Here is a 13,864-nt window from a genome sequence, read left to right on the forward strand (position 1 = left end):
GGGCTGGGGTGTGATGCGCCTGCTTGTACGCACAGTAAGTGATGCACACATGGTGTGACGTGACCCTCGGCGTTCAACGGAAAGGAACGAGCGCTCATGCGCGAGATCCTCGGAAGGCGACGCAGGATCCTCTCCAGGCGAACCAACGGGAGGCCTGAGTTGATCAGCGCGGCCCTGACCTTCGCGACCGCATGGCAGTGGCCTGTACTCCCCGGCGTGGGGCTCCGGACGCGGGGCGGTGCCCTCTGTGCCTGCCCGGACCCGGAATGCACGGTGCCCGGCGCTCACCCCTTCGACCCCGTGCTGCTGGCCGCCACCACCGACGAGCGCATGGTGCGCTGGTGGTGGACCAACCGGCCGGAGGCGCCGATCGTCCTCGCCACCGGAGGCCGCGCCCCGTGCGCGGTCAGCCTGCCGGCGGCTGCGGGCGCCCGCGCTCTTGCGGCGCTCGACCGCAGGGATGTGCGCCTCGGCCCGGTCGTCGCGACCCCGGACCGCTGGTTCCTGCTGGTCGCGCCGTACTCCCTGGAGCGGCTCGGCGAACTGCTGTACGCAAAGGACCATGTGCCCGGCTCGCTCCGCTTCCACGGCGAGGGCGGCTATCTGCCGCTGCCCCCCTCCGTGACCGGCCAGGGGCAGGTCCGCTGGGAGCGTGCTCCGCTCCCCGGCTCCGCGGCCCCCTGGGTGCCCGACGTCGAGGCTGTCGTGGACACCGTGGTGGAGGCCCTCATTCGTACGGGTGTGAGCGCTCCCGAGTTGTAGGGGCGACCGGCGCGCGGAGAACTGCGCAGGTGCCGACCGCCGTTGTCTCCGGGCCGTGCTCTGGCGCCACCTCGGGGAGTCCGGCGGCCGGACCGCTGCTGACCGGGCTCCGGCAGCGATCAATCTGGCGGATCATCAGGCAGGTTCGTGGTCATCAGGCAGGTTCGGGCACGAGACAGCCCGGGCGGATTCGCGGCCTGCGCAGGGTGTCCGAGGGGCCGGTGCCCGGGACGGTGCCCGGACATGGAAGCGCCCGGTTGCTGGCGACGGGGGATGCACCAGCAACCGGGCTCAATTGAACGGTAACAAGAGATCGGCTATTCGCAAATTCGATCTCGTGGATCCGGGCGCCGAATTACCTGTATTTGAACGGAGTTGTGACAGGAGTCACGGCCGATCAAAGGATTTCCGGTGGATTGTTCGCGCAACTGTGCGTCAGCTGAGTGTTACCTGTCGATTCGTAAGGCCACCGCGGGCCCGGCGCTCGTCCGCCGTGAGCGGTGCGTCCGACGCGAGTGCCCCGGCGAGCCGCTCGGCGAATTCGGCCGCCGGCTTCTCGACGTCCTCGGCCGAGACGCCCGAGGGCAGATCCCAGACCGGAACCGTGAGCCCGTGCGCACGGAACGAGCCGACCAGGCGCGTGCCCTCGCCGAGCCCCGACACGCCGGCCGCATGCAGCCGCGCGAGTGCGTCGATGAGCTGCTCCTCCGGATACGGCATGACCCAGCGCAGGTGGTTCTTCTCCGGGGTCTCGCACCAGTAGGCGGCGTCGACGCCGGAGAGCTTCACGGTGGGGATCGCCGCGGCGTTCGCCCGCTCCAGCGAGGCGGTGACCTCAGGTGAGGCGTTCTCCGAGTCGGGGACCCAGAACTCGAAACCCGAGTGCACGACCGGCTCGAAGGGCCCCTTCGGGTCGAGCAGATCCTGCAGACGCGGGCCGTCCGACGGGGCGCGGCGGCCCTGGACCGGCGTACCCGGCTCGGCGGTCAGCGCGCGCTGCAGGGTGTCGGCGAGATCGCGGCTGATGTCGCCTGACGGGGTGTCGTTCTGCAGGCCGAGCAGCACGGAACCGTCGTCGCGGCGCAGCGCGGGCCACGCCATGGGCAGCACGGTCGCGAGGGTCACCGACGGGACCCCCTCCGGAAGCCCGTCCTGCAGGGTCAGTTCGACGGTCGCGGCCGGCACCAGCTCGCGCAGCGCGATCCAGTCCGCCTCGCCGGCCAGGCCCTCGAAGGGGCGGTGCACCAGCTCGGTCACCGCGTGCGCGGCGGCCCGGCCGTGGCATGCCTTGTAACGGCGGCCCGAACCACACGGGCAGGGTTCACGGGCTCCGACCACCGGCACGTCACCCTCGGCACCCGTGGTGCGGGCGCCATTGGTGATCTGCGCCTTTTTGGCCTTGGTCTGACTGCGCTTCTTGGCCATCTTGGGTGTCTCCCGCCAGCGGCTGGTCCTGTTACGGGCGCGAGCCTAGCCGCTCGTACGGACAGCGGCGCGGATCAGCCCGGCGCGACGGCCGTGGCGGTGGCACAAGCGGGGCGAGTCGGTCCTTTCGCGGACTCCGGTACGGACGGCGCCGGTTCAGTCCATGTCGTCGAAGGCGTCCGCGAAGTCCAGGTCCGGCAGGGCCGACACCGGTGGCGCCGCGATGCGCGTCGCGAAGTCTTCGCGCCGGTGCCCGTGCACATCGTCATGGACCACGACCCAGACCGTGACCTCGCCGTGGGCGTCGTCCCGGACGCCCCAGTCGTCGGCCAGTGCCGTGATGATGTTGAGCCCGCGGCCGCCGTGTGCGGTGACCGAGGGCGTGGCCGGAATCGGGCGGGTCGGACCACCGCCGTCCGTCACCTCGACCGTCAGCCGGCCGCCTGTGTCCACGCTCCACGCGGCTCTGACGTCGCCGTCACCGGCGAGGGCGTCGCCCAGCGGTCTGCCGTGCCGGCATGCGTTGCTGAGCAGTTCGGAAAGGATCAGTACTGCATCGTCTATGACCGAATCCGCTACGCCGCCTATGCGCAACTGATCGCGCATCCGGTGTCTTGCTTCCCCCACGCCCGCAGGGCCATGGGGTACGGCCATGCTTGACGACGTGGGCACCTCCTGTGCCACCACCAACGCCACCCCCGAGACCTCCTTCGCCCCACGCCACGGTGTGGATGCCCCAATGGGTTCGATGGGAAACCGGCCAATACACGTCGTGTGACGCACTCGTCACGATCGAATACGGATCGAACGCGCCGGTGCACTCCCTGTAACAGGCTCGCGATGCGGTGTAACAGGCGCTAATCACGGCCAAGCTGGGACAGAACCTGCCGGGGGCGGTTGGTGATGATCGCGTCGACGCCCAGCTCGGCGCAGAGCTCCACATCGGCGGGCTGGTCGACGGTCCACACGTGCACCTGGTGGCCTGCCTGCTTGAGCCTGGCGATGTATCCCGGGTGACTGCGGACGATGCGGATGCCGGGCCCGGCGATCCCCACCCCGACCGGCAGCCGTCCGTCGCGCAGGCGGGGAGAGAGGAACTGCATCAGATACACGGCCGGCAAGGTGGGCGACGCCGCACGGACACGGTGCAGGGAGCGTGCCGAGAAACTCATGATCCGTACCGGCGACGGGCCCTGCGCGGGCGGGGAGTCCAGGCCGAAGCGCCCCAGCAGGGCCAGCAGCCGCTCCTCGACCTGGCCCGCCCAGCGGGTGGGGTGCTTCGTCTCAATGGCCAGCCCGACCGGGCGGCCCGCGTCGGCCACGAGTTCGAGCAGCCGTTCCAGGGTGAGGACGGAGGTGTCGTCCGGGTCCGGACTCTCCTCCCAGTCGGGGCTCTCCTCCCAGCCGCGGTCCCCGGCTGGGGCCTGCTGCCTCTTCCAGGAGCCGAAGTCGAGCGCGGTGAGATCGGCGAGCTCCAGGGCCGAGACGGCGCCCCGGCCGTTGGACGTACGGTTGACACGTCGGTCGTGGACGCAGACGAGATGGCCGTCCGCGGTCAGCCGCACATCGCATTCGAGGGCGTCGGCCCCGTCCTCGATCGCCTTCTTGTACGCGGCCAGCGTGTGTTCGGGAGCGTCCTCGGAGGCTCCGCGGTGGGCGACGACCTCGATCATGTGCTGTCGTGCGTAGGTCACCGCGTCATGGTGCCACCGTCGCTGGGTAGGCGTGCCATGGACAGCCCCGGGAGGGGGCGGGAAACGAGCGACGTGGGACGGCCCGGTCCGGCCGGAGGAGGCTCCCCGGATGCGTCCGTTTCGTCCGGGATAAAGGATGGCATCGGACGCACAGGAACGGCTTATGGTGCCCTGACGTCCCTTGGTAAAAGCTGACCGCATACAAATTGCACAGCTGAACCGTGCCGGTTCGTGGCCTTGGGCGAACCGAGTACGACCGAGAACAAAAGCCGTGGATCGAGGAGAAGAGCTGTGAGCACCGAGAACGAGGGCACTGCGGTACCCCCGGCCCCGTCTGCACCTCCTGTGCCGGTGGAAACTCCCGCCACTTCCGTCGCATCCGCGGCGCCCGGCGGCGCGATGCCCGGAACGCCGGGCCAGGGCGCCGCGGGCGCCCCAGCACCTCAGCAAGGCGACACAGTGACTCAGGTCACGCCGGGGCAGGCCGCGCATCACGAGAGTGCCTTTGCTCAGGCTGCCGGTGCCCACGGTGGGGAGTACCAGCACGCCGATGCCGCCGCTCAGGGCGCGCCCGGATACGGCGGACCGGAGCCGCACAACGGTGCGGCACAGGGCGAGACCCCGGTGGCGCACGGCAGCGCCGCCGGTGACTGGCCGCCGCCCCCGCCGCCGGCCGTGCCCTCGTACGCGGGAGGCGGCGGCGGATCCGGCTGGGGGTCCACGTACCAGCCCCGGGAGCCGAAGCCCGGCGGGCGGCGCGGCGGACTCGTCGCCGCGGTGCTGGCGGCCGCGCTGCTGGCCGGCGGCGTCGGAGGCGGCGTCGGCTACTGGGCGGCGGAGAGCAACGACAACGCCTCGAGCTCGACCACCGTCTCCGCGTCGGACACCCCGTCGGATCTGAAGCGGGATCCGCACTCGGTGGCCGGGATCGCCGCCGCGGCGCTGCCCAGCGTCGTGACGATCGAGGCCACGGCCGGCGACGGCGAGGGCGGCACCGGCACCGGATTCGTCTACGACACCCAGGGCCACATCCTCACCAACAACCACGTGGTCGCCTCCGCGGCGAGCGGCGGCAAGCTCACCGCCACCTTCGCCGACGGCAAGAAGTACGACGCCGAGGTGATCGGCCGCGCCCAGGGCTACGACGTCGCGGTCATCAAGCTGAAGAACGCCCCCTCGAACCTGAAGCCGTTGGCGCTCGCCGACTCCGACAAGGTGGCCGTCGGCGACGCGACGATCGCCATCGGTGCACCCTTCGGCCTGTCGAACACGGTGACCACGGGCATCGTCAGCGCCAAGAACCGCCCGGTGGCCTCCAGCGACGGCACGGGCTCAAGCAAGGCGTCGTACATGAGTGCCCTGCAGACCGACGCGTCGATCAACCCGGGCAACTCCGGCGGCCCGCTGCTGAACGCGAGCGGCGCGGTCATCGGCATCAACTCGGCCATCCAGTCCGCGAGCAACGGCCTGGACGGCGGCCAGGCCGGCTCGATCGGTCTGGGCTTCGCGATCCCGATCAACCAGGCGAAGAACGTCGCCAACCAGCTGATCAAGACGGGCGAGCCGGTCTACCCGGTGATCGGCGCCTCGGTCTCGCTCGAGCAGAACGGCGACGGCGCGAAGATCACCGAGCAGGGCGCCAACGGCTCCGCCGCGGTCACCGCAGGCGGCCCGGCGGACAAGGCGGGCCTCAAGCCCGGCGACGTCATCACCAAGCTCGACGACACGGTGATCGACAGCGGTCCGACGCTGATCGGCGAGATCTGGACCCACCAGCCCGGCGACACCGTCAAGATCACCTTCAAGCGGGACGGCAAGGAGCACACGGTCGACGTGGTCCTGGGCGAGCGCAAGGGCGACAGCTGACGCGCTGCTGCCGACGCGACAGCGGCGGGAGGCCGGTGGAACCGGCCCCCGCGCCGCGTGGCCGTGGGTCGTGGGGTGCCGGGGGTCGTGGGGCAGGTCATACACGGTCCCGACGCCCCGGGCCTGCGGGAGGCTCCCGTCTCCATGTCCGTGACAGGTAGGCTGTAGCCGCTCCGTCCCAGGTGGCCGGGGCGAGGTGGGTTGCCCGAGCGGCCTAAGGGAACGGTCTTGAAAACCGTCGTGGCGCGAGTCACCGTGGGTTCAAATCCCACACCCACCGCACTGATCGAAGGCCTCTGACCAGCGAAATCGGGTCAGAGGCCTTCGTCGTTGCCGACGTGCTCGGGCAATCGCCGGCACGCCGTGCCTCCCCGGCGGTCGGCCATGCGGTCCCCCCTCAGTGCACGCCCCGCTTCGGGCGGTGAACGTATGTGCTATACAACCATGTTGGACCTTCACAAGTCCTGCACATGTCACACATCTTCACCAGATCATGAGGGGGGACCTCTCTTGCGTAAGCGCCCTGTCATAGCCGCAGTCCTCACTGCCGGCTCGCTGGCCGTCCTCGCCGCCACCCCGGCTCAGGCCACCGAGTACACCTCGGCCCTGAAGATCCGCGGCGTCCAGTACGACGCGCCGGGCCGGGACTCCAACAGCTGCTCCTCGGGCAACACCGACGAGGAATACCTGACGATCAAGAACTACTCGTCGTCGGCGACGATCAACCTCAAGGGCTACGTCGTCAAGGACGCCGCCGGCAACAGGTTCACCTTCACCGCCAACCACTCCCTCCAGCCCGGTGACTACGTGAAGCTCCGCGGAGGCAACGGCACCGATTCCGACAAGTACAACGTGGTCTATCGCGACAACTGCAACTTCATGTGGAACAACGACCGCGACACGATCTACCTGTACAAGCCCTCCGGCAGCGGCTCGGACTCCCACTCGTACACCAAGAGCGGAGACGACTCCGACGGCAACGGCTACATCCGCTTCCACAGCTGAGCAGGATGCGCACGGCCCCCAGCTCCTGATCGGAGGTGGGGGCCGGATCTCTGGGTGGGGCGCACTGTGTACGTGTCACCACGCGCGCGTGCCGTTCACGGACGGTGGCCCGTCAGCCGGGCTGCCGAGGCGAGCGTGGCGCGGGCCTCCCGTTCCGTGAGGCCGGTGCGGATCGCCGCTTCGACGAGCGGCGTGGCGAGTTCTTCTCCGATGCCGTTCTCGTACGCGCGGCAGGCGGCCCAGAAGAGGCGTGTGTTGCGCTGGCCCTCGTGTGCCGCGAGAACGAACTGGACGAGGCCCTGGCCGTGTTGACCGGTGGACGGCGGAGTCGGGTGGTGCGGGCGCGGTGGGGGAGTGATCAGCCGCAGCAGGGCGGGCGGGCAGGGGGCGGGGGCCAGGTGGGCGGTGCCCGGCGCGGTGCTGTAGACGCCGTGGTCGGTGCGTGAGCCGGGGCCGACGAGGTATCCGCCGGCGCCGCGGATGTCGATGCCGGGAGCGAGCCGCCCCGCGGAGTTGGGGACGACGACGTCGGGCGGCCCGGAGAGCCACACATGGCGGCCGCCGCTGGGGGTGATCACGACGACGGTGTCCGGGATGGTGAAGAGATGGCGCAGCGCGAGTTCGCGCAGGGCGGCCGAGGAGTCCGCACCGGACTTGGTGTCGAGGTCCACGCCGATCAGATGGAACGGGGGCAGTCCGCAGGCGATGCCGTAACCGGTCGCCCAGGGGGCGGCGGCGAAGAGTTCGCGGATGCGCTGCGGGTCGCTCGACGCGTCGTACACGCCGTGGCCGGGGCCTCCGCACTCGCCGCGGCAGAGCGCCGGTTCGGGGTCCGAGCGGTGCGGTGAAGGCAGGGCGGGGAGCTTGGTGCGGGACAGCGGTATGACGGCCAGTCCGCGTTCGGCTGCGGAGAGGGCATGGGCGAGGGCCAGGGTCGTGACATACCGGTCGGTGGTGGCCATGCTCCTATGTTCGTACGTACGTTCGATAAAGGGAAGGGGTGATCCGCCGCCAGTGTCGGCCTCTGGGTCGGTTTGTCGCCTTGATCATCGAATCGATCGTCGAATCGTGGCGCATGAGGGCCTCGTCGGTGTGCGGTGCGGGCCGGGACGCGGTCGTCGGTCTTGACACCGGTCCGGCATCTGACGGACAGTCAGAAACTCTTGCCGGTACGAAACGGGAGGCCGCCGCCGTGCACCTCGCCCCCACCGTCCGCCAGCAGCGACTGCGTACCGAACTGCGCGCCTACTTCCGGGAACTGATGCCGGACGGGCCGCCCCCCACCGGGGACGGGGCAGGCCGGCGGCGGCTGCTGCGCCGCATGGGCGGCGACGGGCTGCTCGGTCTCGGCTGGCCCGTCGAGTACGGCGGCCAGGGGCGCGGTCCCGACGAGCAGTTCGTGTTCTTCGACGAGGCGTACCGCGCGGGCGCCCCGGTCTCGATGGTGACCCTGAACACCGTCGGCCCGACCCTCATGAAGTACGGCACCCCGGAGCAGAAGGACCGCTTCCTGCCGGGCATCCTCAGCGGCGACATCGTCTTCGCGATCGGATACAGCGAGCCGTCGGCCGGGACGGATCTCGCCTCGCTACGCACGCGTGCCGTGCGGGACGGCGACGGCGGGGACTGGCTCATCGACGGACAGAAGATCTTCACGTCGAACGCCCAGCACGCCGACTGGATCTGGCTGGCCTGCCGCACCGATCCCGAAGCGCCGAGGCACCGCGGCATCTCGATCATCCTCGTGCCGACCGGCGCGCCCGGGTTCTCCTGGACGCCGATGGAGACCGTGGGCGGCCTGACGACCACAGCGACCTACTACGACGGGATACGCGTCCCGTCCTCGAACCTCGTGGGCGAGGAGCACGGCGGCTGGGGGCTCATCACCAACCAGCTCAACCACGAACGGGTCGCGCTCGCGGCGCTCGGGATGCAGGCCGAAGACGCGTACGAGGCGGTACTGGCGGCCGCCCGAGCACCCGATCCGGTGACGGGTGAGCGGCGCATCGACGCGCCCTGGGTGCGGTCGAGACTGGCCGAGGTGCATGCCCGGCTGGCGGCAACACGCCTGCTCAACTGGCGTTTGGTGGGTGATGTGGGGGCGGGGCGGCTGGCCCCCGGCGACGCGAGCGGCGTGAAGTTCGCGGGAACGGAATCGGCGGTCGAGGCGTATCGCATGTGTCAGGAGATCGCGGGGGAAGCGGGCCTGGTGCGGTCCGGATCGCCTGGCGCCTTCGGGGACGGCGAGCTGGAGCGCATGAACCGGGCGGCGCAGATCAACACCTTCGGGGGCGGGGTGAGCGAGGTGCAGCGGGAGATCGTCGCGACGATGCGGCTCGGGATGCACAGGGGGCGGCGGTGAACGCGGCGGGCCGGGCGGCGGTCGACGCGGCGGGCCGGCCGGTGGGCTCGGGCGGCTCCTCGGCCGGTACGACGGGCCGGGAGAGTCCGGGCGGCCCGTCGGCCGATACGGCGAGCGGCGTTTCGTACGAGCGGCTGAAGGCGTACGAGGGGCAGCCGGCCGCGGTCGCCGGCGTGGGCCGGGACCGGGTCAACGAGCCGATGATCAGGCACTGGTGCGAGGCGATGGGGGACACCAACCCGGCGTACGCGGGCCCGGACGCCGTCGCGCCGCCGACCATGCTCCAGGCCTGGACGATGGGCGGCCTCTCCGGCCTCTCCGGCCACGCGGGGCGCAGCGCCGCGTACGACGAGCTGTTCGCCCTGCTGGACGGCGCCGGGTACACGTCGGTGGTCGCCACCGACTGCGAGCAGGAGTATCTGCGGCCGCTGCGGCCGGGGGACGAGATCACTTTCGACGCGGTGATCGAGTCGGTCTCGGAGCGGAAGACGACCAAGCTGGGGACGGGGCACTTCGTCACGACGCGGATGGACGTCAGGGCGGACGGTGAGCTCGCCGGGACGCACAGGTTCCGGATCCTCAAGTACGCGCCGGCGGCCCGCCGGGCAACCGGCCTACGCCAGCCCGGCGAGCCGAAGCCGCGGCGGCCCCGTCCGGTGATCAACCGGGACAACGCCGGGTTCTGGGAAGGAGTCTCGGACCACCGGCTGCTCGTCCAGCGCTGCCGCGCGTGCGGCACACCGCGCTTCCCCTGGCTGCCGGGGTGCAACGCATGCGGCGGGCAGGACTGGGACCCGGTCGAGGCGAGCGGCGAGGGCACCGTCTTCAGTTACGTCGTGATGCACCACCCGCCCTTCCCCGCCTTCGACCCTCCGTACGCGGTGGGGCTGATCGAGCTGGCGGAGGGGGTGCGGATCGTCAGCAACGTGGTCGGGGTGGCGCCCGGCAAGGTACGGATCGGGATGCCGGTACGCCTTGAATTCCTGCGCGTGGACGACGGGTTGGAGCTGCCGGTCTTCCGCGCGGCCGAGGACACGGCCGAGGACACGACCGAGGACACGGCCGGGCCGGTCGCAGGAGGGGCGGTCTGACATGGACTTCACTCCCACCCCGGAACAGGCGGCTGCCCGAGAGCTCGCCGCCCAGATCTTCGGCGACCTGTCGACGCCGGAGCGGCTGGCCGCGGCCGGCGGCGGCACCGACGCGGAGCTGTGGAAGGCGCTGTGCGCGGCCGGCCTGCCGGGCGCGGTCGAGGAGACCGGGCTCCTCGGGCTGGTGCTGATGCTGGAGGAGCAGGGACGGACGACGGCCCAGGTGCCGTTCGCCGCGACCTGTGTGTACGGGGTGCTGGCGGTGGCCGCGTACGGCACGGAGGAGCAGCGAGAGCGGCTGCTGCCAGGGCTGCGGGACGGCACGGCGGTCGCCACGGGTGCGTTGGCGCCGCGCGGTTCGCTGCGGGCGGCGGGGGGTGCGCCGGGAAGCGGGGAGGCGCATGGCGTGCGGGGCGCCCTGAGCGGGACGGTGCCCTGGGTTCCGTGGCTGCGCGACGCCACGTATGTCCTGGTCGTCGACGCCGACGACGTCCTGTGGCTGGTGCGGACCGCCGACGCGCTGACCGAGCCGGTCGAGCTGACCGCACCCTGGTCGGCGGGACGGCTGACCCTGGACGGGACGCCCGCCGAGCGGCTCGGAGCCGGGCGGACGCCGGGGGCCGGGCAGGCGCGGGAGGCCGGGCGGGTTCGGTCCGGGCGGACAGGGGAGCCGCCGCCCGGCGCCGCATCCGCGTACGGGGACATGCTGGCCATCGCCCGCACGGCCTTCGCCGGGCTGCAGGCCGGAGTGTGCGCGGGCTCGCTCGCGCGCGCCGTGGCGCACACAGGCGCCCGCGAGCAGTTCGGCAAGCCCCTCGCCGCGAAACAGGGCGTCCAACTCCGCGCCGCAGACGCGTACATGGACACCGAGGCGATACGGGTCACGACGTACGAAGCGGCGTGGCGGCGCGACGAGGGGCTCGAGTACGCCACGCATGCCCTGACCGCCGCCTGGTGGGCGTCCGAGGCGGGTAAGCGCGTCGTCCACGCGGGCCAGCATCTGCACGGCGGCACGGGCGCCGACCTCGACCATCCCGTGCACCGGCACTTCCTGTGGGGGCGGCAGCTGGACGCCTATCTGGGCCCCGGGAGCCAGGTGCTGGAGGAACTGGGCGACGTGATCGCGAAGGGCGGAGACCGGACATGAACGCGGGCAGCGGACAACCCGGTCGTGTGTTCAGCCGTGGCGACGAACTTCCGCCGCTGGAGATTCCGGTCACCCGCACGCTGATCGTCGCCGGTGCCATCGCATCGCGCGACTACCAGGACGTGCACCACGACGCGGAGCTCGCCAGGCAGAAGGGCTCCCCCGACATCTTCATGAACATACTCACCATCAACGGGCTGGTCGGGCGGTACATCACCGACCACTTCGGTCCCGCGGCCGTGCTCCGCAAGGTGGCGATACGGCTCGGGGCCCCCAACCACCCTGGGGACACCATGGTGCTGACCGGCACGGTCGAGGAGACCGACGGCGAGACCTCCGTGGTCCGCGTCGTCGGTGCGAACGGCATCGGCAGACACGTCACGGGGACGGTGACGGTGACCGTCCCACGCGCGGCCGCGCCGCACTCCCGCCCGCCCGCCGCGCCCTCGGGCGACACGGCAGGAGGTGCGGCATGAGCCTGCGCAGGCGGGACACCCTCGGCGGACGCGCCGCGATCGCCGGGATCGGCGCCACCGAGTTCTCGAAGGACTCGGGACGCAGCGAGCTGAGGCTGGCCGTGGAGGCCGTGCGGGCCGCACTCGACGACGCCGGGCTCACCCCCGCCGACGTCGACGGCCTGGTCACCTTCACCATGGACACCAGCCCGGAGATCACGGTCGCCCAGGCGGCCGGCATCGGCGAGCTGTCCTTCTTCTCCCGGATCCACTACGGAGGCGGCGCGGCCTGCGCCACCGTCCAGCAGGCGGCGCTCGCGGTCGCCACCGGCGTGGCCGAAGTCGTCGTCTGCTACCGGGCGTTCAACGAGCGCTCGGGCCGGAGGTTCGGCTCCGGCGTGCAGCACCGGGAGCCGTCGGCGGAGGGGGCGGCGCTCGGCTGGTCGCTGCCGTTCGGGCTGCTCACACCCGCGTCCTGGGTGGCGATGGCGGCCCAGCGGTATCTGCACGCGTACGGCCTGACTCCGGAGGCGTTCGGCCATGTCGCCGTCATGGACCGTGCGTACGCGGCGACGAACCCTGCGGCGTACTTCCACGGGAAGCCGATCACGCTCGAGGACCATGCGGCGTCGCGCTGGATCGTCGAGCCCCTGCGGCTGCTCGACTGCTGCCAGGAGACGGACGGCGGCCAGGCGATCGTCGTGACGTCCGTGGAGCGCGCCCGCGATCTGCCGCGGCCGCCGGCGGTGATCGCGGCCGCGGCCCAGGGCGCGGGGCGCGGCCAGGAGCAGATGACGAGCTTCTACCGCGACGACCTCACGGGACTGCCCGAGATGGGCGTGGTGGCGCGCCAGTTGTGGGGCGGCTCGGGGATGACGACCGGGGACGTGGACGTGGCGATCCTGTACGACCATTTCACTCCCTTCGTACTGATGCAGCTGGAGGAGTTCGGCTTCTGCAAACCGGGGGAGGCAGCAGACTTCGTCGCCGAGCGGCGGCTGCCGCTGAACACACACGGCGGGCAGCTCGGTGAGGCGTATCTGCACGGGATGAACGGCATAGCGGAGGCCGCCCGGCAGGTGCGCGGCACATCGGTGAACCAGATACCGGGCGCCGCCCGGGTCCTGGTCACGGCGGGTACGGGCGTGCCCACATCGGGTCTGATCCTGGCGGCGGACGGCTGAGGGGGAGTGAGGGACGCAGGCCCGGACCGCCGTCCGGCACAGCGGACACCCGGTTCCCGTACTGCCAGGGGATTCCCCTCGCAGTAGTGAACCCTGAGTACTCCCCCTTCTTCTCCTCCATCTCCAGGAGGTGGGGATGACCTCAGCCCTACAACCTGAGCAGGACAGGTCTTCGGCACCTCCGGCCGATCCGCCGCGGGCGGGGTCGCTCCTAGCGTGGAGCCATGACCACGCCTGTCTGCACCAGCGCATCCAAGGCCGCGGGAAAGGCGCACGCGGCACACCAGGGCCACCCGGCACCGCACTTGGCACATCCAGGGCATACCGTACATACGGCGGCGGCACATTCGGCGTACCCGTCGTTCGCGTCGTTCGTCCAGGCCCGCGGCCCCGTGCTGCTGCGCACGGCACGTTCGCTGACCGGGAACCCCAGCGACGCCGAGGACCTGCTGCAGACCGCGCTCACGAAGACGTACGTCGCATGGGACCGGATCGAGGACCACCGGGCCCTCGACGGCTATGTGCGCCGCGCCCTGGTGAACACGCGTACGTCACAGTGGCGCAAGCGCAGGGTCGACGAGTTCGTGTGCGACGAGCCTCCCGAGCCGGAGGCCGTACCGGTCGGCGACCCGGCAGAACACCAGGCGCTGCGGGACGCGATGTGGCGCGCGATCATGAAGCTGCCGGCCCGGCAGCGCGCGATGGTGGTCCTGCGGTACTACGAGGACCTCAGCGAGGTCCAGACGGCCGAGGTGCTCGGCGTGTCCGTCGGCACGGTCAAGAGCGCGGTGTCGCGGGCGCTCGGCAAGCTGCGGGAGGACCCGGAGCTGGCACCTGTGCGCTGATCAACGCTGGTCACGCTGCTCAACCGCG

Annotated in this window: 13 protein-coding genes and 1 tRNA gene; 10 read left to right on the top strand and 4 right to left on the bottom strand. The window is 71.2% G+C overall.

Annotated elements, in window-relative coordinates; all coding sequences use genetic code 11:
* Nucleotides 1–96 precede the first annotated feature (96 nt).
* Nucleotides 97–762, top strand: coding sequence for a bifunctional DNA primase/polymerase (locus ACWD4J_RS37030; protein WP_451399918.1), 666 nt, complete (start codon nt 97–99; stop codon nt 760–762).
* Nucleotides 763–1,197: 435 nt separating this feature from the next.
* On the opposite strand, the gene ACWD4J_RS37035 is transcribed toward ACWD4J_RS37030, so the two are convergent.
* The 3 genes from ACWD4J_RS37035 to ACWD4J_RS37045 form a co-directional block, all read right to left on the bottom strand.
* Nucleotides 1,198–2,187 carry a DUF5926 family protein gene (locus tag ACWD4J_RS37035; protein WP_451399919.1) on the bottom strand — a complete coding sequence of 330 codons (990 nt, stop codon included), beginning with the start codon at nt 2,185–2,187 and terminating at the stop codon, nt 1,198–1,200.
* A gap of 156 nt (nt 2,188–2,343) precedes the next feature.
* Nucleotides 2,344–2,883: an ATP-binding protein gene (locus tag ACWD4J_RS37040; protein ID WP_451399920.1), complete on the bottom strand. Its 540-nt coding sequence runs from the start codon at nt 2,881–2,883 to the stop codon at nt 2,344–2,346.
* A 161-nt stretch (nt 2,884–3,044) separates the two neighbouring features.
* Nucleotides 3,045–3,881 carry a glycerophosphodiester phosphodiesterase gene (locus ACWD4J_RS37045; protein ID WP_451399921.1) on the bottom strand — a complete coding sequence of 279 codons (837 nt, stop codon included), beginning with the start codon at nt 3,879–3,881 and terminating at the stop codon, nt 3,045–3,047.
* A gap of 291 nt (nt 3,882–4,172) precedes the next feature.
* Here ACWD4J_RS37045 and ACWD4J_RS37050 point away from each other — a divergent pair, with 291 nt between their 5' ends.
* The 3 genes from ACWD4J_RS37050 (at nt 4,173) to ACWD4J_RS37060 (ending at nt 6,752) form a co-directional block, all read left to right on the top strand.
* Nucleotides 4,173–5,747, top strand: coding sequence for a S1C family serine protease (locus ACWD4J_RS37050; protein WP_451399922.1), 1,575 nt, complete (start codon nt 4,173–4,175; stop codon nt 5,745–5,747).
* Nucleotides 5,748–5,942: 195 nt separating this feature from the next.
* Nucleotides 5,943–6,027 (top strand) — tRNA-Ser (locus tag ACWD4J_RS37055).
* Nucleotides 6,028–6,257: 230 nt separating this feature from the next.
* Nucleotides 6,258–6,752, top strand: a complete 495-nt coding sequence (locus tag ACWD4J_RS37060) for a lamin tail domain-containing protein (RefSeq protein ID WP_451399923.1) — start codon at nt 6,258–6,260, stop codon at nt 6,750–6,752.
* Between the two features lie 95 nt (nt 6,753–6,847).
* Here ACWD4J_RS37060 and ACWD4J_RS37065 read toward each other — a convergent pair whose 3' ends face one another.
* Nucleotides 6,848–7,714: a bifunctional DNA primase/polymerase gene (locus tag ACWD4J_RS37065; RefSeq protein ID WP_451399924.1), complete on the bottom strand. Its 867-nt coding sequence runs from the start codon at nt 7,712–7,714 to the stop codon at nt 6,848–6,850.
* 230 nt (nt 7,715–7,944) lie between these two features.
* Here ACWD4J_RS37065 and ACWD4J_RS37070 point away from each other — a divergent pair, with 230 nt between their 5' ends.
* From ACWD4J_RS37070 to ACWD4J_RS37095, 6 genes are all read left to right on the top strand, one after another.
* Complete coding sequence (locus ACWD4J_RS37070; RefSeq protein WP_451399925.1) at nt 7,945–9,114, top strand: acyl-CoA dehydrogenase family protein; 1,170 nt, start codon at nt 7,945–7,947, stop codon at nt 9,112–9,114.
* A gap of 134 nt (nt 9,115–9,248) precedes the next feature.
* On the top strand, nt 9,249–10,205 hold the full coding sequence (locus ACWD4J_RS37075) for a bifunctional MaoC family dehydratase N-terminal/OB-fold nucleic acid binding domain-containing protein (RefSeq protein ID WP_451399944.1): 957 nt from the start codon (nt 9,249–9,251) through the stop codon (nt 10,203–10,205).
* Nucleotide 10,206: 1 nt separating this feature from the next.
* Nucleotides 10,207–11,352 (top strand): acyl-CoA dehydrogenase family protein, encoded by a 1,146-nt coding sequence (locus tag ACWD4J_RS37080; RefSeq protein WP_451399926.1) that lies wholly within the window; start codon nt 10,207–10,209, stop codon nt 11,350–11,352.
* Nucleotides 11,349–11,828: a MaoC family dehydratase gene (locus ACWD4J_RS37085; protein ID WP_451399927.1), complete on the top strand. Its 480-nt coding sequence runs from the start codon at nt 11,349–11,351 to the stop codon at nt 11,826–11,828. The genes ACWD4J_RS37080 and ACWD4J_RS37085 overlap by 4 nt, the downstream gene beginning before the upstream one ends.
* Nucleotides 11,825–12,991, top strand: coding sequence for a lipid-transfer protein (locus ACWD4J_RS37090; RefSeq protein WP_451399928.1), 1,167 nt, complete (start codon nt 11,825–11,827; stop codon nt 12,989–12,991). Before ACWD4J_RS37085 ends, ACWD4J_RS37090 begins: the two co-directional genes overlap by 4 nt.
* A 224-nt stretch (nt 12,992–13,215) precedes the next feature.
* The gene (locus tag ACWD4J_RS37095; protein WP_451399929.1) at nt 13,216–13,836 is read left to right on the top strand and encodes a SigE family RNA polymerase sigma factor; all 621 of its coding nucleotides are present in this window, start codon (nt 13,216–13,218) and stop codon (nt 13,834–13,836) included.
* Nucleotides 13,837–13,864 lie beyond the last annotated feature (28 nt).

It is taken from the genome of Streptomyces sp. NPDC002577 (genome assembly GCF_053594815.1).

Coding starts and splice junctions, on each gene's coding strand:
- ACWD4J_RS37090 (WP_451399928.1), top strand. CDS start 11,825: ATGAGCCTGCGCAGGCGGGACACCCTCGGCGGACGCGCCGCGATCGCC.
- ACWD4J_RS37035 (WP_451399919.1), bottom strand. CDS start 2,187: ATGGCCAAGAAGCGCAGTCAGACCAAGGCCAAAAAGGCGCAGATCACC.
- ACWD4J_RS37095 (WP_451399929.1), top strand. CDS start 13,216: ATGACCACGCCTGTCTGCACCAGCGCATCCAAGGCCGCGGGAAAGGCG.
- ACWD4J_RS37085 (WP_451399927.1), top strand. CDS start 11,349: ATGAACGCGGGCAGCGGACAACCCGGTCGTGTGTTCAGCCGTGGCGAC.
- ACWD4J_RS37080 (WP_451399926.1), top strand. CDS start 10,207: ATGGACTTCACTCCCACCCCGGAACAGGCGGCTGCCCGAGAGCTCGCC.
- ACWD4J_RS37030 (WP_451399918.1), top strand. CDS start 97: ATGCGCGAGATCCTCGGAAGGCGACGCAGGATCCTCTCCAGGCGAACC.
- ACWD4J_RS37065 (WP_451399924.1), bottom strand. CDS start 7,714: ATGGCCACCACCGACCGGTATGTCACGACCCTGGCCCTCGCCCATGCC.